General features: G+C 64.3%; 18 protein-coding genes. 8 read left to right on the forward strand and 10 right to left on the reverse strand.

What is annotated here, in order from left to right; all coding sequences use genetic code 11:
* Positions 1-38 precede the first annotated feature (38 nt).
* The gene (locus ACZ5YV_RS01160) at positions 39-1,487 is read right to left on the reverse strand and encodes a sigma-54-dependent transcriptional regulator (RefSeq protein ID WP_464788215.1); all 1,449 of its coding nucleotides are present in this window, start codon (positions 1,485-1,487) and stop codon (positions 39-41) included.
* 157 nt (positions 1,488-1,644) lie between these two features.
* Here ACZ5YV_RS01160 and ACZ5YV_RS01165 point away from each other — a divergent pair, with 157 nt between their 5' ends.
* From ACZ5YV_RS01165 to ACZ5YV_RS01185, 5 genes are all read left to right on the forward strand, one after another.
* Positions 1,645-1,770 (forward strand): aa3-type cytochrome c oxidase subunit IV, encoded by a 126-nt coding sequence (locus ACZ5YV_RS01165; protein ID WP_464788216.1) that lies wholly within the window; start codon positions 1,645-1,647, stop codon positions 1,768-1,770.
* 25 nt (positions 1,771-1,795) lie between these two features.
* Positions 1,796-2,914 carry an NAD(P) transhydrogenase subunit alpha gene (locus ACZ5YV_RS01170; protein WP_464788217.1) on the forward strand — a complete coding sequence of 373 codons (1,119 nt, stop codon included), beginning with the start codon at positions 1,796-1,798 and terminating at the stop codon, positions 2,912-2,914.
* 127 nt (positions 2,915-3,041) lie between these two features.
* Positions 3,042-3,323 (forward strand): proton-translocating transhydrogenase family protein, encoded by a 282-nt coding sequence (locus ACZ5YV_RS01175; protein ID WP_464788218.1) that lies wholly within the window; start codon positions 3,042-3,044, stop codon positions 3,321-3,323.
* On the forward strand, positions 3,320-3,973 hold the full coding sequence (locus tag ACZ5YV_RS01180) for a hypothetical protein (RefSeq protein WP_464788219.1): 654 nt from the start codon (positions 3,320-3,322) through the stop codon (positions 3,971-3,973). The genes ACZ5YV_RS01175 and ACZ5YV_RS01180 overlap by 4 nt, the downstream gene beginning before the upstream one ends.
* A 57-nt stretch (positions 3,974-4,030) precedes the next feature.
* Entirely contained in the window at positions 4,031-4,723 is a 693-nt protein-coding gene (locus tag ACZ5YV_RS01185) for an aspartate/glutamate racemase family protein (protein WP_464788220.1), read from the forward strand.
* A gap of 101 nt (positions 4,724-4,824) precedes the next feature.
* On the opposite strand, the gene ACZ5YV_RS01190 is transcribed toward ACZ5YV_RS01185, so the two are convergent.
* The 7 genes from ACZ5YV_RS01190 to ACZ5YV_RS01220 are packed head-to-tail and all read right to left on the reverse strand — an operon-like array spanning position 4,825 to position 11,884.
* The gene (locus ACZ5YV_RS01190) at positions 4,825-5,814 is read right to left on the reverse strand and encodes a type II secretion system F family protein (RefSeq protein WP_464788221.1); all 990 of its coding nucleotides are present in this window, start codon (positions 5,812-5,814) and stop codon (positions 4,825-4,827) included.
* Positions 5,815-5,830: 16 nt separating this feature from the next.
* Positions 5,831-6,826, reverse strand: a complete 996-nt coding sequence (locus ACZ5YV_RS01195; RefSeq protein ID WP_464788222.1) for a type II secretion system F family protein — start codon at positions 6,824-6,826, stop codon at positions 5,831-5,833.
* A gap of 59 nt (positions 6,827-6,885) precedes the next feature.
* Complete coding sequence (locus ACZ5YV_RS01200; protein WP_464788223.1) at positions 6,886-8,163, reverse strand: AAA family ATPase; 1,278 nt, start codon at positions 8,161-8,163, stop codon at positions 6,886-6,888.
* Between the two features lie 2 nt (positions 8,164-8,165).
* Positions 8,166-8,807, reverse strand: coding sequence for a CpaD family pilus assembly protein (locus tag ACZ5YV_RS01205; RefSeq protein ID WP_464788224.1), 642 nt, complete (start codon positions 8,805-8,807; stop codon positions 8,166-8,168).
* A 17-nt stretch (positions 8,808-8,824) separates the two neighbouring features.
* The gene (locus ACZ5YV_RS01210; protein ID WP_464788225.1) at positions 8,825-10,342 is read right to left on the reverse strand and encodes a type II and III secretion system protein family protein; all 1,518 of its coding nucleotides are present in this window, start codon (positions 10,340-10,342) and stop codon (positions 8,825-8,827) included.
* 1 nt (position 10,343) lies between these two features.
* Positions 10,344-11,360: a Flp pilus assembly protein CpaB gene (gene cpaB, locus ACZ5YV_RS01215; protein WP_464788226.1), complete on the reverse strand. Its 1,017-nt coding sequence runs from the start codon at positions 11,358-11,360 to the stop codon at positions 10,344-10,346.
* A gap of 50 nt (positions 11,361-11,410) precedes the next feature.
* Complete coding sequence (locus ACZ5YV_RS01220; protein ID WP_464788227.1) at positions 11,411-11,884, reverse strand: A24 family peptidase; 474 nt, start codon at positions 11,882-11,884, stop codon at positions 11,411-11,413.
* Between the two features lie 41 nt (positions 11,885-11,925).
* Here ACZ5YV_RS01220 and ACZ5YV_RS01225 point away from each other — a divergent pair, with 41 nt between their 5' ends.
* The 3 genes from ACZ5YV_RS01225 (at position 11,926) to ACZ5YV_RS01235 (ending at position 14,627) form a co-directional block, all read left to right on the forward strand.
* Complete coding sequence (locus ACZ5YV_RS01225) at positions 11,926-12,891, forward strand: alpha/beta fold hydrolase (RefSeq protein WP_464789117.1); 966 nt, start codon at positions 11,926-11,928, stop codon at positions 12,889-12,891.
* Positions 12,888-13,991 (forward strand): NAD(P)/FAD-dependent oxidoreductase, encoded by a 1,104-nt coding sequence (locus ACZ5YV_RS01230; RefSeq protein ID WP_464788228.1) that lies wholly within the window; start codon positions 12,888-12,890, stop codon positions 13,989-13,991. Before ACZ5YV_RS01225 ends, ACZ5YV_RS01230 begins: the two co-directional genes overlap by 4 nt.
* Positions 13,992-14,216: 225 nt before the next feature.
* On the forward strand, positions 14,217-14,627 hold the full coding sequence (locus ACZ5YV_RS01235; RefSeq protein WP_464789118.1) for a UrcA family protein: 411 nt from the start codon (positions 14,217-14,219) through the stop codon (positions 14,625-14,627).
* A 34-nt stretch (positions 14,628-14,661) separates the two neighbouring features.
* Here ACZ5YV_RS01235 and rnhA read toward each other — a convergent pair whose 3' ends face one another.
* Together rnhA and thrB are read right to left on the reverse strand one after the other, a co-directional pair.
* Entirely contained in the window at positions 14,662-15,108 is a 447-nt protein-coding gene (gene rnhA, locus ACZ5YV_RS01240) for a ribonuclease HI (RefSeq protein ID WP_464788229.1), read from the reverse strand.
* Positions 15,105-16,082 (reverse strand): homoserine kinase, encoded by a 978-nt coding sequence (thrB, locus tag ACZ5YV_RS01245; protein WP_464788230.1) that lies wholly within the window; start codon positions 16,080-16,082, stop codon positions 15,105-15,107. The genes rnhA and thrB overlap by 4 nt, the downstream gene beginning before the upstream one ends.
* Positions 16,083-16,086 lie beyond the last annotated feature (4 nt).

Here is a 16,086-nt window from a genome sequence, read left to right on the forward strand (position 1 = left end):
TGCCGAGCGGCGGATGAGCGCTGTGCCGCGACGGGCGTTCAGGCGGCGCTGTCGATTCCGAGTTCGGCGAGCTTGCGGTAGAGCGTCGAGCGCCCGATGCCGAGGCGGCGGGCGACCTCCGTCATGCGGCCGCGATAATGGCCGATGGCGAGGCGGATGACGTCCGCTTCGATTTCCGCAAGCTGGCGGACATGGCCGTCGCCTTCGAACAGGGTGATGCCCGCCGCTTCCCGGTGGGTCTGCGGCACGGTGCGCAGGCGGGGATGGAGCGGCTCGCCACTGGCGCGCGTCCGGATATGCGCGGCGATCTGCGGGAAATCCTGCGGCGTCAGGGCGTCGCCTTCGCACAGGACGGCGGCGCGGAAGAGGGCGTTTTGCAGCTGGCGCACATTGCCCGGCCATTCATGCTGCATCAGCAGGGCGAGCGCGTCGTCGGTCAGGCCCAGGCCACGCAGCCCCGGCTGGGTCGCGATGCGGGCCAGAAGATGGCGGCAGAGCGCGGGCACGTCGCCGATCCGCTCACGCAGCGGCGGGATGGTCAGCTGCACGACGTTCAGGCGATAATAGAGGTCTTCACGGAAGCGGCCCGCTTCGATTTCTTCGACCAGCCGCTTGTTGGTCGCGGCGATGATCCGCACATCGACATGGACCGGCCGCCGCGCGCCCAGCGGCTGTACTTCGCCATCCTGAAGGACGCGCAGCAGCTTCACCTGAGCGTCGAGCGGCATTTCGCTGACTTCATCGAGGAAGATCGTGCCCATGTCAGCGGCGACGAACTTGCCGACCTGACGCTCGAAGGCCCCGGTGAAGGCGCCGCGCTCATGGCCGAACAGGTCCGATTCGACCAGGTTTGCCGGGATGGCCCCGCAATTGACCGTGATCATCGCCTGCTTGTGGCGGGGCGAGGCGGCGTGGATGGCGCGGGCGATGACGTCCTTGCCGACGCCGCTTTCACCTTCGATCAGGACGGGCACGCGGGCGCGCGCCGCCTTTGCCGCGATCGCGAGGGCGGCGCGGAATTGCGGCGCTGCGCCGACCACATCCTCGAACGACAGGGCGGCGGAGATTTTTTCGGTGAGCGGGCGCAGCTCCCCCTTGCCATGCTCCTGCGACAGGGTGGCGTTGAGCGCGGCAAGCAGCCTTTCGGGTGCGACTGGCTTGGCCAGATAGTCCGTCGCGCCAGCGCGCATTGCATCGACGGCAACCGCGACACTATTATGCGCGGTCAGAATCAATATGGGCAGGGCGGGGCGGCGGCTGCGCAATTCGCGAACGAGGCCAGTGGCTTCCGGACCCGGAATCCACTGGTCGAGCAGCACCGCGTCGAGCCTCATGCCGTCCTGCGTGCCGAGCATGGCGATCGCCATGTCGCCGTCACTGGCGAAGATCGTGCGCCACCCGGCGCGTGCGGCGAGCGCCGACACAAGCCTGCGCTGGGCAGGCTCTTCATCGATCAGCATCAGCATGGGAACGCCGTCGCGCGCCATCTTACCCCTCTTCTTGTTCCGTGGCAGCAGCCTAGCCCAAGGGGGTAAAGGCGCCCTTAACCGGAAAGTTTTTCTTGCGTGGTTTCGAGGTTGAGGGGGAAGAACCTTGTCGATAAGAGGGGCGCGCTTAAAAACACAGGCGACTAAGGGAATGGAAATGGCGTCAGAAGGAAATATGGAGAGCGCGACCCAGACCTATTCGGGGTTCGTGTCCCTCGTGAAATGGGGCGCCATCGCATGCGTGGTGCTGGCTGCGATCGTCGTCCTGCTGATCTCCAGCTAAGATTGGTGCCGCGAGGGGGATGCCGATGAAGATTGCAATCGTGAAGGAGCTTGCCGAGGGCGAGCGCCGCGTGGCGGGTACGCCCGAAACCGTCAAGAAGTTCAAGGCGCTGGGCGCCGATGTCGCGGTCGAAGCAGGCGCGGGCCTGACCGCCGCCATCGCTGATGCCGACTATGCCGCGATGGGCGCGACGATCGCCGATCGTGCAGCAACGGTCGCGGGCGCGGACATCATCCTGGGTGTCCAGGGTCCGGATGTAGCCAGCATTACAGGCGCCAAGCCGGGTGCTTGGATCGTGGCGGGCCTCAATCCCTTCGTCGAGCGCGCGCGTGTCGATGCCTATGCATCGGCGGGTTATGAGGCGCTGGCGATGGAATTCATGCCGCGCATCACCCGCGCGCAGTCGATGGACATCCTTTCTTCGCAATCGAACCTTGCTGGCTACAAGGCGGTGCTGGACGCTGCGGCCGAATATGGCCGCGCTTTCCCGATGATGATGACGGCGGCGGGGACGATTTCCCCGGCCAAGGCGTTCGTCATGGGCGTGGGCGTCGCCGGGCTTCAGGCGATTGCCACGGCCAAGCGGCTGGGCGCGCAGGTGTCGGCGACCGACGTGCGTTCCGCCACCAAGGAGCAGATCGAAAGCCTCGGCGCAAAGGCGGTTTTCGTCGAAAGCGTCGCGGGTATCGAGGGCGAAGGCAAGGGCGGCTATGCCACCGAAATGTCCGAGGATTATCAGAAGGCTCAGGCTGAACTGGTGTCCAGCCACATCGCCAAGCAGGATATCGTCATCACCACCGCGCTGATCCCCGGAAGGCCCGCGCCGCGCCTCATCACCGACGCGCAGATCGCGACGATGAAGCCGGGTAGCGTGATCGTCGATCTGGCGGTCGAGCAGGGCGGCAATGTCGAAGGTGCGGTGCTGGGCCAGGTGGTCGAGCGTCATGGCGTGAAGATCGTCGGTCACAAGAATGTGCCCTCACGGCTTGCCGCCGATGCTTCGGCCCTGTTCGCGCGCAACCTCTATAATTTCCTGTCGGCATTCTGGAACAAGGACCAGAATGCGCCGGTGCTGGACGAGGAAATCGGCAACGCGATCCGCCTGACGCAGGGCGGCAAGGTCGTCAGCGACCGATTGCAGTAAAGGGCTGCTCCTCTCCCGCGTCTTGCGCGGGGGAGGAGGTCTTCGTTTTGGGGACGAGCAGTAGCGGCGGCCCTGCCGTGCGGAACGCCGTTCCGATCGGCCTCAACGTGATCTTCAAAAGGCGGGAATGAGCGGGCTTCTCCTCTTCAGCTTCCTTCTTGCCTGCGCGGTTGGTGCGATAGCCGCATGGCGCCTGTCGATGGACGAGTTCAGCAGCCGAGTCGTCCCGCTATTTCTGCTCACCCCTGCTGGCATTGCCGGAACGCTGGTGGTCGCGGCGGAAGTGAGCAGCACTTGGGCGCGCTATCTGAGCCTGATCGCCCTCATTCTTGCCAGCGCCTCCTTCTGCGGCGGCTATGTCGCGACGCGCCGGGCTGAAAAATCGCATCAGGCGGCGAAGCGCCCGTGAGCCTGAGCTTTGACTCGATCATCCTTGCTCAGACCGTGGCGGCGATGCTGTTCGTTTTCGCGCTCTGGCCGCTGGGTACGGTGGCTGGCAGGCGGCGGCGCCAGGCGGCTCTGGCAGGGACGGTGTTCCTGTCCGCAGCCGCCGTCTACGATATGGACGTCCTCAACGCACCGGAGATTATCGGCGCGCTGCTGATCGGCGGTGCGGTCGGCCTGTTGCTCGGACGGGAGTGGCCGGAAAGCCGGTTGACGGTGCTGCTGACGATATTCACCGGCTTCGCGGGAGCGGCGATGATTTCCGCCGCAGCTGCCGCCTGGCTCAATCCCTTCGCCTTCGGACTGGTTGGTGAGGGGAGCGCCGACGTCGCGACGCACCATTTGCTGGCTCTCGGCGCGGTGGCGCTGGCGGGAGGTGGCGCCTGTGCCGCCGCTGTCGTCGCGCTGTTGAGGCGTGGGGGCGGAAATATCGCATTGCTCGCGATCAGCATCGGCATGGTCGGCTGGGCCGCCGCAGCCTTCGCTTTCCTGCTGGAAAATATGGGCCTGGCCGTTGCCGGAGGGCTTGGCGGAGCGGCGGGAACGGGAATCGCGTTGCGCTTATGCGGTGGCGCGCGCGGGAAGGGGCTTGCCGACGCGGAGGCCCGTCCGTAACGCTGAAGCGGACAGACGCCGGGGCACTCCCGGACGGCAATTGGGGTAAGACGCACCATGCAGAAGCTCGGCCTGATCGGCGGTCTCAGCTGGACATCGACGGCACGTTATTATCAGATCATCAATCAGGCGGTGTACCGCGCGAAGGGCGGGCAGCACAGCGCCCCCCTGCTGATCGAAAGTCTCGACTTCGCCGACATCGGCCGCTCCACCACGGAGGAGGAGTGGGCGCATGCCGCGCAGGTGCTGACCGCGTCCGCCCGGCGGCTGGAGCAGGCGGGGGCAAAGGCGCTGCTGATCTGCGCCAACAGCATGCACCGCGTCTATGAAGAGGTGCAGGGCGGGGTGGATACGCCAATCATCAACATCGCCGATGCGGTCGGCCGCAAGATGAAGGCGGACGGCGTGCAAAGGGCCGCCCTGATCGGCACCCGCAACGTCATGACCGAGAAATTCTACCGCCAGCGGCTGGTTGGCCATGGCATTTCCCTACTGCCGGCGGACCTGGAACTTGCCGAGCGGATCGACCGCATCGTTTATGAGGAACTGACGATCGGCAAGGTCAGCCGCGAATCCGAACGCTATATGCGGTCGGAACTGACCGACATCGCCAAAGAGAATGTGCAGGCGGCGATCCTTGCCTGTACCGAACTGGAAATGATCGTCGATGTGAAGGCGAATGTGCTGCCCATCTATGACGGCACGGCGATCCACGCGCGCGCTGGCGTGGATGTTATCATGGGCGAATAACCCGGAACTCCGTTCGTTTCGAGCGCAGTCGAGACACGAGTAGGCCGACGAGAAAAGGGGACGCCCTCACGGACGTCCCCTTCCTCCCCTTTTAGCTTGTCTCAGAAAGCCGTGCTGATCGAGCAGGCCGCAGGGCCAAGGATCACGACGAACAGCGTCGGCAGAATGAAAAGAATGAGCGGCACCGTCATGATGGCGGGCAGGCGCGCGGCCTTTTCCTCGGCGCGCATCATGCGTTCATGCCGGAATTCAGCGGACAGCACGCGCAGGGCCGAAGCGAGCGGCGTGCCATATTTCTCGGTCTGGATCATGGTCGTGACCACGCCCTTGACCGCGTCCAGCTTCACGCGGTTGGCGAGATTTTCGAAGGCCATGCGCCGTTCGGTCAGGAAACTGAGTTCGATCGCCGTCAGCTGAAACTCATCACCCAGCTCGGGATAGGCCTTGCCCAATTCCTTGGCGACGCGGCTGAAGGCGGCATCGACGGTCAGGCCAGCCTCGGCGCAGATGACGAGCAGGTCGAGTGCGTCAGGCAACCCCTTGCGGATCGCGGCGGAGCGCTTCTGGATCTTGTTGTCGATGAAGATGTCGGGCGCCTTGTAGGCCAGCAGCAGCGCCACGGCGAAGGCCATGAAACGCTTGGCGCCGCCCCAGTCGGGATAAATGCCGACACCATAGAGCAGCAGCGCGGCCAGCCCGCCAATGACGATCGGCAGCACCATGCGGCCGAAGATGACGGCGACCGCCAAATCCTTCGACCGGATGCCCGCCTGCGCGAGCTTCAGCTGGGCTTCTTTCAGCTGGTCGTCCTGCAACACCTTCAGGCTGGACAGGAAGGACCGCATCTGGTCGGTCGTCTGGCTCTTCTTGACCAGCTTGGCGCGGCGGCGCGCGGTCGACGCGGTGATCCCCGCCTTCAACTGTTCGCGTCGTTCGTTGAGCGCCTTGACCCGCTTTGCCATCGGGTCGCGCACGGTCATCACCGTATAGAGCACGAACAGCATGGCGAGCGTCGCCATGGCGGCAAGCAAGGTGCCAAAATCCGTGGCATTCATGCCGAAAAGGGTGCCGGCGGGGGAAGCGGTTTCCATGTCTTTCTATCCCCCGTCAGATTTCGAAATTGATCATCTGCGCCATGATGAAGACGCCTATGCCCATCCAGCACATGCCGCCCAGACCGATGACCTGCATCGTCGACATGCCGAACAGGCCCGCCGGATCAGGCGTGAAGAAGGGATGCATGTAGCTGAAGTTGATGTAGCAGATCATGCCGAACACCAGGAACGGCAGGGCACCGATGATGTAGGCCGACGCCTTGGATTCCGACGACATGGCCCGGATCTTCAGCTTCATCTGCGCGCGCTGACGCAGCACAGTCGCCAGGTTGGAAAGGGTTTCGGCAAGGTTGCCGCCCGTTTCCCGCTGGATCGCGAGGCTGATGACGAAAAACTGGAATTCCGGCGTGCCGAGGCGATCGGCCGTTTCCTGCAACGCCTGATCCATCGTCTTGCCGATCTTGATGCGCTCGGTGATCAGCTTGAATTCCTCGCCCACTGGCCCCGGCACTTCGTTTGCCACGACACCCAGCGTTTCGGTGATGGGCAGGCCCGATCGCAGACCGCGTGTCAGCAGTTCGAGCGCGTCGGGGAATTTCATGGTGAACTGCAGCACCCGCTTCTTGATCAGGCGGCCGACCCACATGTGGGGCAGGGCGAGCCCCGCCGCCAGGCTGACCATGATGGCGAGCAGCGGCGCGAAGCCGCGCACGAACAGAAAGGCGCACATGCCCAGCGCAATGAAGGCGCAGGAGGTCATATATTGGCTGACCGTCCATTTCTTGCCGGTCATGCGGATGCGCTTGGCCAGATTTTCCGGGTTCGGAACCAGCGAAACGAGCATCTTCATCTCGTTGCCGGGCTGCCGATTGGAAATGGCCTTGCGCATGCGCGCTTCCATCTGTGCATCGGCAGATCCACTGTGACGTTCGCGGATCAGGGCGACACGGCGCTTGCTGGCCTTTTCAGCCGATGGCCCGGCAAAGGCCACGACGGCCAGACCAGCCAAGGTCATCAGCAGCATGATCAGCAATATCGAATTGCTCATGGTATCGCCCGTTCCGTAAAAAGGCATGCCGCCGGATGAACGACATGCCAGAACCAAATCTAGGCCTTGGCCTTGTCCTTGCGCGCCGGGATCAGCCCCTTGAGGTCACCGATCTTGCCGAGCAGGGAGTCGCCCTTTTTCTTCGCGGGCTTGCCATCGAGTTCGCTATCCTCGACAGCCCCCATGGTGGCGTCGAGCAGGCTGACGCACGCGGCGCCGACCTTGCTGCCCTTGGCGGCTTCGGCCAATGTCTTGCCCAGCTTTGCGGCCTGCGCCGCGACCCGCAGGTCGAAGGGGATCAGAATGTCGACCTTGCGCTCGATCGATGTTTCGAAATCCTTGCGGCTGATTTCCTGAGCGCCTGCATGGACGCGGTTGGCGACGACGATCACGCGCGTTTGGGGCGCGTTGCTCTTCAGCCAGGACAGGATGCGGATCGAATCGCGCGCCGCCGCCAGTGTCAGTTCCGTGACCACCACGGCGACATTGACGTCGCTCATCAGGTGCGGGTGCTGGATCAGCATATGGCGCGGCAGATCGACGACGCTGCATTCGAAAGCGGCGCGGAATTCCTCCAGCAGCTGGTAGAAGGCGCCGCCATCGGTCAGCATCGGCTGGCTGATGGGCGCTTCGGCCGACAGGATCGCAAGCGTGTCGCTGGCGCGCACCATTGCGCGTTCGATGAACAGGCCATCGATGCGGCTCGGGTTTTCGATCGCGTCGGTCAGGCCGCGGCCCGGCTCAAGGTCCATCGCCAGCGCGTTGGTGCCGAAATGCACGTCGAGGTCGAGCAGCGCGGTCGGCCGCTTCTGCTTGTCACTCAGCAGCCAGGCGAGCGAAGTGGCGATGCTGGAAGCGCCCACGCCCCCACGCGTGCCGATGACGGCGGTGGTCAGATGCGGCCGTTCGGGCGCGGCGTCGCGCGGGGCGAAGAACACGGCCTGTGCCTGGGCCAGCGCATCGCGCAACTGGTCCGCGCCAAAGGGCTTCAGCAGATAATCCTGAATGCCGCTGGCGACGAGATCGCGGTAAAGCCGGACGTCGTTGACCTGACCGGCGGCGATCACCACCGTGCCGGGTTCGCACACTTCGGCAAGGCTGTTGATGTCGTTCAGCGGATCGCCGCTTTCGGACATATCGACGAACAGGATTTGCGGGCTGGCGCTGACCGACAGGCTCTGAACGGCATTGCGCATGCCGCCCTTGTTCACCTTTTCTGGTGCCCAGCCCATCTCGGCCGCCACCATGGCGAGCAGGTCATGGCTATGATCGTCGCAAACGAAGGCGTGGAAGGGATCGCGCTGTCCAGACATGGCAGGTTTCCAGGGTGCGTTCATGATCAGCGTCCTAAGTTCTTGAGATCGCCCGAACCGGTCGGGATCTTTTCACGATAGGTCGAAATGGCCCGGTTGGATGTCGCTGTGCGCAGGTCGCTTTCGCTGCTCTGGCCGCGCACCAGATCTTCAGGATTGGCGACCATCGCGGCAAGATTGCTGTTCACGGCGCAGCCGTAGTTGGAGGTGGCGCCGAGCTGGGATTCGGTCTCTTTCTTGCTCGACCAGTCGGGGCAGCCGGGCACGCGTGCCGTTGCACGGCGCACCACCAGCCGAACGCTGCCAGCAGGCGCGGAGCCTGCCGCAGCGGAGCTATCCTCGCCCACCAGCATGCCGTGGCGGGCGACGACATCGGCGATGCCTTCGCGCAATTCAGGGCTGTAATAGGCGTCGGTAACGATCGCGACCTGATCGCCATAGCCAAGACCGATGGAAGCGAACCAGTCGTCCAGGCGGCGCGCTTCCGAAGGCGCGAGGGCGCCGTCAGGGCCAGCCTGAACGTCGAAGGTGTAGGCATCGTGGCTGACGACCGGCTGATGCACCGATTCTACCCCGCGATTGACGCTGGAATTGCAGGCGGCAAGCGGCAGCGCCAACAGGGCGAGCGTGCCGAAGCGGAGGATATTTTTGGCGGACAGGGAAGTCATGACTGTCGTCCTTCCGATCAGAAGCTGAAGCCAGGCGCGGCGGCGGCTTTCGCCGAACGCTTGCCTGTGTCGCGGGGGGCTGCGGCCTGCGGGTCGGACGTCGGCGCCGGGCCGGGTTCGCGGCGTGGCAAGGGCGCGCGCGCGCCGCTCACCCCGTCATTCCCCTGCTGGAGCAGAAGGCCCTGGGCGATATTGGCATTGCGGAAGCCATCGGTCGGCAAGTGCACGTCCGACGCGTTCATCGGCTTCACCAGATAAGGGGTGACGACGATGACCAGTTCGGTCTCATGACGCTGGAACCGGCGCGATTTGAACAGGCTGCCAAGGATCGGGATTTCACCGAAGCCCGGCGTCTTGCTGATCGAGTTGGCGGTGTCGTTGTTGAGCAGGCCCGCGATCATGAAGGCCTGACCCGAACCCAGTTCGACCGTGGTTTCAGCCGTGCGGCTCTTGAGAGCCGGGACGGTGGTGTTCACCGAGAAGTCGAGGCTCGACACGGTGGGGCGGACGCGCAGCGATATGCGGCCATCGGCCAGCACGGTCGGCGTGAAGGCAAGCTGCACGCCATATTGCTTGAACTCGATGCTGTTGCCCTGCGTGCCGTTGCTGACCGTGTAGGGATATTCACCACCCGCCAGGAAGCTCGCCGTCTCACCCGACAGCGCGGTCAGGTTCGGCTGGGCCAGCGCGGTGGCAAGGCCGCTTGATTCGGCAAGGTCCAGCGCACCCGCCACGTCCATGCCGAGCAATTTGGCAACGAAGCCGAGCGACGTGGTGCCATCGATTGGACTGTTGAACGTCCATTGACGAGAGATATCGCTATTGGGAAGGCCCGGCACGAAACTGCCTGAAGTCACGAAGCCGCGATCGGATCGGTTCATGTAGCCGCTGAAGTTGCCTGATCCCGTCCCCAGACCTCTCAGATTTATGCCGATCTGATGCCCTATGTCGCGGCTGACTTCGGCGATCTTGACCTGAAGGTTGACTTGCAGCGGTGTCGCGGTGCGCAGGCGGCTGACCACGGTCACTTCCTTGCCGACGAATGCCTGCGTCAGCCGTTCGGCCTCTGCTGCGTCCTCAGGCGCGGCGACGGTGCCGGTCAGCAGGACCATGCCGTTCATCTTGTTTACGGCGATGGCGGCCTCGGGCATCGCGAGCTTCAGCATTTCGTCGATGTTCGACAGATTGTTGCCGACGCGGACGGTGCCGGAAAACAGGACTTTCCCGTTGGTCGCGGTCACAAATACGGTCGTTTCGCCCGCTGCCTTCGCGATCAGGTAAAGCTGGTTCTGGGCACGGACATGGACGTCGACCACATTGGGGTCGCCGATCACCACGTCGGACATCTTTGCACCGAGGTTGATGACCTTGCTGCCGCCCACCGACATCAGGATCGCATTGTCCTGCATCGATGAAGGCGCGGCGTTGAGTGCGGTGGTTGGCGTGGCGGCCATGGCGGCGGCGAGGCCGAGAGCGATCGCGGGGCCGATGAGCGGTTTGACCGCCTTGCCCGCAGGAAGGTTGATACGCTTCATCTTATTTCCCCCCGACCGGAACGACGGTCACATTGGTGCCGCGTGCGACGCGGATCACAGGCCCGCTGATGACGCCCGCGCCGGCCGGTGCGCCGCCCCCGGCGGGCACTTCGACACCCGCGGTTTGCACTGGCTTGGCGGGGACGGAGCTGCGCTGGTAGCGAGACACGTCGGCGCCGGTGGAATAGGTGCCGCCCTTGTCGACCGGGCGCGCGGCGAGCTTTGCGATGATCTTCTTTTCCGCGTTCGGGTTTGCGCCATCGGGCAGGTCGACATCAGCGCCAGCGATGGCGGCGTCGAGGTCGGATGCATTGTCGGCGATCGAACGCAGCGTCAGCGACAGCGAACCGATGGTCTGCGCCACCGCGATCTTCTCCGCGATCTTGGGCGTCACTTCGATGGTGACGTTGGAATAGGTCTGCACGACCGGCTTGCCGTCCGCGCCCAGCGCATCCATGCGCTGGTCGGTGGCGAGTACGCGCAGGTTGCGCAGGATAGTCTCGGAAACCTTCAGCGGGTCACCGTCGCCGCCGCCCGCCACGCTCTGCGTCAGCATCAGGTCGACGCGGTCGCCCGGAAAGACGAAGCCCGCGACGGAGTTCTGTGCCGACACCGGCACGGTGACAGCGCGCATGCCCGGCCCGAGCGCTGCGGCAAGGAAGCCGCGCTCGCCCGGCTTTATCACCGAACCGACGGTCATCGGCTGACCAGCGGAGATGGCGGTGCGGACGACACTACCCGCCAGCTTGGCGGGATCGGCCTGGCCCTGGATATAATAGGCCTGTTCGACCAGATCTTTCGGCCATGGCTGGAAGCGGAAGCTTTCCGCGTCCAGGATGGTGCCGACCGGCAATGCCTTGGTCGCGACCAGCACATGGGGTTGATCCGCTTCCACTGGCATCGATGACGCACTGGCCTGGGGCGCGCTAGACGAACTCAGCATGTTGCGCGCGAGAAGAGCTGTTGTGACCGCTATGATAAGCGCCCCCGCCAGCAGCACGATTTTCTTGCCGTCCATGATGAAATTCGCCTCCCTCAGTCAGGCAAATGTCGCCCGAGCCCCGAATTTTACGCAAAATGGTTAAGATATCGTTCGCCAATCAACCAAAGCGCCGCGACCGATATTGCGATACCGTAAGGAATCTGGGGCTGGCCCAGCCGTCGGGTCGTCCGGTGGTGGACCACGGTGACGATCGTCACCACGCCCCCGACCATGGCCATGACCATCAACATCGACAGCACGGCTTCCCACGGGAACCACAGCGCCAGCGCGCCCAGCAGCTTGACGTCGCCCCCGCCCATGCATCCCATGGCGAAGAGCGCGGCGAACAGCGCGAACACGGCGAGCGCCAGCGCGACCTGCAACAGCATGCCCGGCCAGACCGGCATGTCGTTGGCGATCCACCACAGTGGAGCCAGTCCAGCGATGACCAGGTTCAGCCGGTTGGATATGATCCGGGACCGCAAATCCGTCACGGATGCGATGACCAGCAGCACGCCAAGGGCGCACAGCAGCGCCGTCGTGAAATATTCCCCCGTCATGAATCTAAACCCTAGACCGAATGGCTTACCAAACCGTAACCATGCGCCCCATGGATTCGCCCGTGTCTGTTCCCCCGGCCTTTGACCGTCGCGCATGGCCGATGGATGGGCGGCTCGATTACTGGACCGCGCCCGATGGCTGGCCGTTGCGCCGCTACCGGCTGGGCGAGGGACAGCGCGGGCGGTTGCTGATGCTCGGCGGGCGCGGCGACATGATCGAGAAATATCTCGAAGTCATCCACCACTGGGCGAGGCAGGGCTGGGCGGTCACCGCCTTTGATTGGCGCGGACAGGGCGGCTCGGGCCGCCTGAGCAGCGACCCGCTCTGCGGCCATATCGACGATTTCGCGCTATGGGTGGCGGACCTGGAGGCTTTCGTCACCGATTGGCGGGCGCAGGGGGCAGGACCCTGCGCCATCGTGGCGCACAGCATGGGCGGGCATCTGCTGCTGCGCGCTCTGGCCGAGGGCATGACCCCACCCGACGCTGCGGTCGCTGTCGCGCCAATGATGGGCGTCCATACCGCCCCGCTGCCACGCTGGCTGGCGGTGCTCATCGCCCGGACCATGTGCGCGCTCGGTTTGTCCCATCGGCAGGCCTGGACCCAGAAGGAAGATTCACAGCGGCAGCGGGCAATGCGGCAGAAGCGGCTGACGCATGATCCGGAACGCTATGCCGACGAACTCTGGTGGCGCGATCATAGCCGGGACGTGGCGCTGGGTTCGCCCAGTTGGCGCTGGGTGGTGGAGGCGCTGCAATCGACCTTCACGCTGGAGAAGGGCGGCAAGCTGGAGCGCATCGCCGTGCCGCTGTTGATCCTTGCCACCAGTGCCGACCGGCTGGTGTCCACGCCCGCCATCCGCCGCATCGCCGCGCGCATTCGGGGCGCGCGCCTGCATGTCTATGGGCCAGAGGCGGCGCATGAGATCTTGCGCGAAATCGACCCGGTTCGGCTGGATGCCCTGCGGCGGATTGACGCTTTTCTGGATGAGAACGCGCCAGCATGAGCCGGTTCGACATCGTGATCGTCGGCGGCGGCATAGCGGGCGCCAGCCTGGGTGCGGAACTGGCGGGCGAGGCGTCGGTGCTGATCCTGGAACAGGAGGAAAGCGCCGGTTATCACGCCACCGGCCGCTCCGTCGCTTTCTGGGAGGAAACCTATGGCGGGCGGCGGGTGCAGCCGCTGACCACGGCGTCCGGGCCGTTGTTGCGCTCGCCCGATCCGGATTTTGCAAGCCGATCCTTCCTGACGCCCCGACAGACGCTGTTCGTCGGGCGGGAGGCCGACAGGGCAGAGCGCGACCAGTTGATGCGGGAATTTTCGGGCTGCGTCGAACTGCGCCCTGTCGATCCCGCCGCGCTGGTAGCGGGGCTGCGATCCCATTGGACGATCGGCCTGCTGGAACCGGGCGTGTGTGACATCGACGTCGCCGCGCTGCACCAGGCGTATCTGCGGCGCTTCCACGCGAAGGGCGGCAAATTGCGGCTGGGCACTGTTTTCGAGCAGGCGATCCCAACGCCGGGCGGCTGGCGCATTCAGACGAACGGCGGCGTCATCGATTGCGGCATCATCGTAAATGCCGCTGGCGCATGGGCTGATGACGTCGCGCGGCGCAGCGTCGTCGCGCCCATCGGCATAGCCCCACTGCGCCGCACCGTCGTGCAATTGCGCGTGCCCGCCATGCCGTCGCCTGACCTGCCACTGGTCATGGACCTTGGCTCCAGCTTCTATTTCAAGCCGGAAGGCGAGGGGCGCGTCTGGCTGACCCCGCATGATGAAGAACCTTCGCCACCCTGCGATGCCGCGCCTGAAGAACTGGCGGTGGCGCAGGCGATCGCCCGCTTCGAAGATGTCGTGGACTGGCCGGTCGAGGCGGTCGAACGCAAATGGGCGGGGCTGCGCAGCTTCGCGCCGGATCGTGCGCCCGTTTATGGCTTTGACGCCGACGCACCGGGTTTCTTCTGGTTCGCGGGGCAGGGTGGTTTCGGCATTCAGACCGCACCCGCAGCGGCATTGCTGGGATCGGCGCTGGTGACCGGCGGATCGATGCCCGAAGCGGTGGGCGGGATCGATCCCGCCGCTTATTCTCCCACTCGTTTCAAGTAAACCAGGGCCGGGTAAGGCTATCCGGAACGAAGAGGCGGCCATCACGTTGGGTCAATGGCCGCGCCCATATAGATGGGATGCAATAAAGATGCGGTCGATCCTGGAGCATTTTCGGAGCGGATGGCCTCATCTGTTCGCAGGAAAAATGCTGAAAACAAAAGACAATTAGAGCATGATCCAATTCAGTCTGATCGGCTCATGCTCTAGGAGTAGGAGAATGCCGTGATGAGAAAGTCGATATTATCAGGATCGGTCCTGATCCTCTCAGGGCTGTTTATGGCAAGCAGCACCAGCTTTGCTCAGCCAACAGAGGAAATTATCGTGACGGGTCGCTATAGCGACGCCCAGTCCCTTTCGCAGAATATCAGTTATGCCGATCTCGACCTCAGCACAAAGGCCGGGAAGGACGAACTGCGCCACCGTGTCGCGCTGACCGCCCGCTACCTGTGCGATAAGCTGGGCGAATCGGGTTCATCGTCAGCCGTCGTGCCCAGTTGTCGGGATGCGGCGGTGAAGGACGCGATGGGGCGGGTCGGCACGGTCGAAGAAGGCTTTGCGCCGCGTGGCACGACATGGGTTGCCGGTACGCGCTGGCAACCGCCCTATCCTGCGGATTGGACAGAAAAATATCCCTGAGCCTTATTGGGGGAGCGGCGTTTCGCTCCCCCGTTCAGACGCGGAAGAGTTCGGCGGCGGCGCAGGCCAGTTGATCGGCACGCTCATTTTCAGGGTGCCCGGCATGGCCCTTCACCCATTGCCAGCTGACCTTATGCGGCGCGGCGGCGGCGAGTAGAGCCTGCCATAGTTCGGCATTCTTGACCGGCTTGCGATCGGCGGTCTTCCAACCGTTCTTCTGCCAGCCGAACACCCACTTGGTGATGCCGTCCATCACATATTTGCTGTCGGTGTAGAGCGTTACCTGACAGGGCCGCTTGAGCGCATTCAGTGCTTCGATGGCGGCCGTCATCTCCATGCGGTTGTTGGTCGTCTGTGCCTCTCCGCCGGAAATTTCCTTTTCCGTGGCCCCAGAGCGCATCACCGCGCCCCAGCCGCCGGGGCCGGGATTGCCCTTGCACGCGCCGTCGGTGAAGATTTCGACCTGCGACAGCGCGCTCACGCTCGCAGCAACTCGGCCGGGGCGATCTGCGCATAGAAGTCCAGCCGCCGCAGATAGGCCAGCGGGTCCTTGCGCGTCACCAGCGCGTCGGCGGGCGTGTTGATCCAGTCATAGGCCCGCGTCAACAGGAAGCGGAGCGCCGCACCCCGGCACAGGATCGGAAAGGCGGCCTGCTCGGGATCCGAAAGCCCGTGCGCCGCCTGATAGCCGACGAGCATTGCGGCCGACCGGTCGGCAAAGAAGTGCGTGCCGTCATTGCTGAACACCCATGCGCTGTGCGTGACGGCCAGATCATAGGCGCGGATATCGGTGCAGCTGAAATAAAAGTCGATCAAGCCCGTCACCTCATCGCCCAGCATCAGCACATTGTCGGGGAAAAGGTCCGCATGAATGACGGCGCGTGGCAGTTCGACGGGCCAGTGCGCGTCGAGATAGGCAAGCTCATCCGTGACCCGCTGGCCAAGGCCGGGGGCGATATCATCGAAATGATCGCCGCACTTGGCCGCCAGATCGTGCCAGCCCGCGATGTCGAGCGCATTGCGGCGTTCGCCCGCAAAGCCTTCCGCCGCGCGATGCATCTGGCCCAGCGCCGCGCCTGCGGCTTTCGCCTGTCCGGCGGTCGGCTCGGTGACGGATATGCCGGTCAGGAACTCGATCAGGCAGGCGGGCCTTCCGCCGAGCTTTTGCAGGCGCTTGCCCTCTCGATCAGCGATGAAGCGCGGCACCAGACAGCCGCGCGCGCCCAGATGATCGAGCAGGTCCATGAAAAAGGGGAGGTCGGCCTCATCCACCCGCTTTTCATAAAGGGTTAGGATATAGCGGTGCCCCTTCCCGTCGGCACCAGTAGTTTCCAGCAGATAATTGCTGTTTTCCACCCCCTCGGCGATCCCCTTAGCGGAGACCAGCCGTCCCGCGTCATAACGGGTCAGAAAGGCGTCGATTTCCTCGGCCGGGACATGGGTGTAGACCGCCATCGCC

Source organism: Sphingobium sp. TomTYG46 (assembly GCF_055396345.1).

Bases quoted from the DNA above. Each gene is read 5' to 3' on its own strand.
- ACZ5YV_RS01160 (WP_464788215.1), bottom strand. From the start codon at position 1,487: ATGGCGCGCGACGGCGTTCCCATGCTGATGCTGATCGATGAAGAGCCT.
- ACZ5YV_RS01165 (WP_464788216.1), top strand. From the start codon at position 1,645: ATGGCGTCAGAAGGAAATATGGAGAGCGCGACCCAGACCTATTCGGGG.
- ACZ5YV_RS01170 (WP_464788217.1), top strand. From the start codon at position 1,796: ATGAAGATTGCAATCGTGAAGGAGCTTGCCGAGGGCGAGCGCCGCGTG.
- ACZ5YV_RS01175 (WP_464788218.1), top strand. From the start codon at position 3,042: ATGAGCGGGCTTCTCCTCTTCAGCTTCCTTCTTGCCTGCGCGGTTGGT.
- ACZ5YV_RS01185 (WP_464788220.1), top strand. From the start codon at position 4,031: ATGCAGAAGCTCGGCCTGATCGGCGGTCTCAGCTGGACATCGACGGCA.
- ACZ5YV_RS01190 (WP_464788221.1), bottom strand. From the start codon at position 5,814: ATGGAAACCGCTTCCCCCGCCGGCACCCTTTTCGGCATGAATGCCACG.
- ACZ5YV_RS01195 (WP_464788222.1), bottom strand. From the start codon at position 6,826: ATGAGCAATTCGATATTGCTGATCATGCTGCTGATGACCTTGGCTGGT.
- ACZ5YV_RS01200 (WP_464788223.1), bottom strand. From the start codon at position 8,163: ATGAACGCACCCTGGAAACCTGCCATGTCTGGACAGCGCGATCCCTTC.
- ACZ5YV_RS01205 (WP_464788224.1), bottom strand. From the start codon at position 8,807: ATGACTTCCCTGTCCGCCAAAAATATCCTCCGCTTCGGCACGCTCGCC.
- ACZ5YV_RS01210 (WP_464788225.1), bottom strand. From the start codon at position 10,342: ATGAAGCGTATCAACCTTCCTGCGGGCAAGGCGGTCAAACCGCTCATC.
- cpaB (WP_464788226.1), bottom strand. From the start codon at position 11,360: ATGGACGGCAAGAAAATCGTGCTGCTGGCGGGGGCGCTTATCATAGCG.
- ACZ5YV_RS01220 (WP_464788227.1), bottom strand. From the start codon at position 11,884: ATGACGGGGGAATATTTCACGACGGCGCTGCTGTGCGCCCTTGGCGTG.
- ACZ5YV_RS01225 (WP_464789117.1), top strand. From the start codon at position 11,926: ATGCGCCCCATGGATTCGCCCGTGTCTGTTCCCCCGGCCTTTGACCGT.
- ACZ5YV_RS01230 (WP_464788228.1), top strand. From the start codon at position 12,888: ATGAGCCGGTTCGACATCGTGATCGTCGGCGGCGGCATAGCGGGCGCC.
- ACZ5YV_RS01235 (WP_464789118.1), top strand. From the start codon at position 14,217: ATGAGAAAGTCGATATTATCAGGATCGGTCCTGATCCTCTCAGGGCTG.
- thrB (WP_464788230.1), bottom strand. From the start codon at position 16,082: ATGGCGGTCTACACCCATGTCCCGGCCGAGGAAATCGACGCCTTTCTG.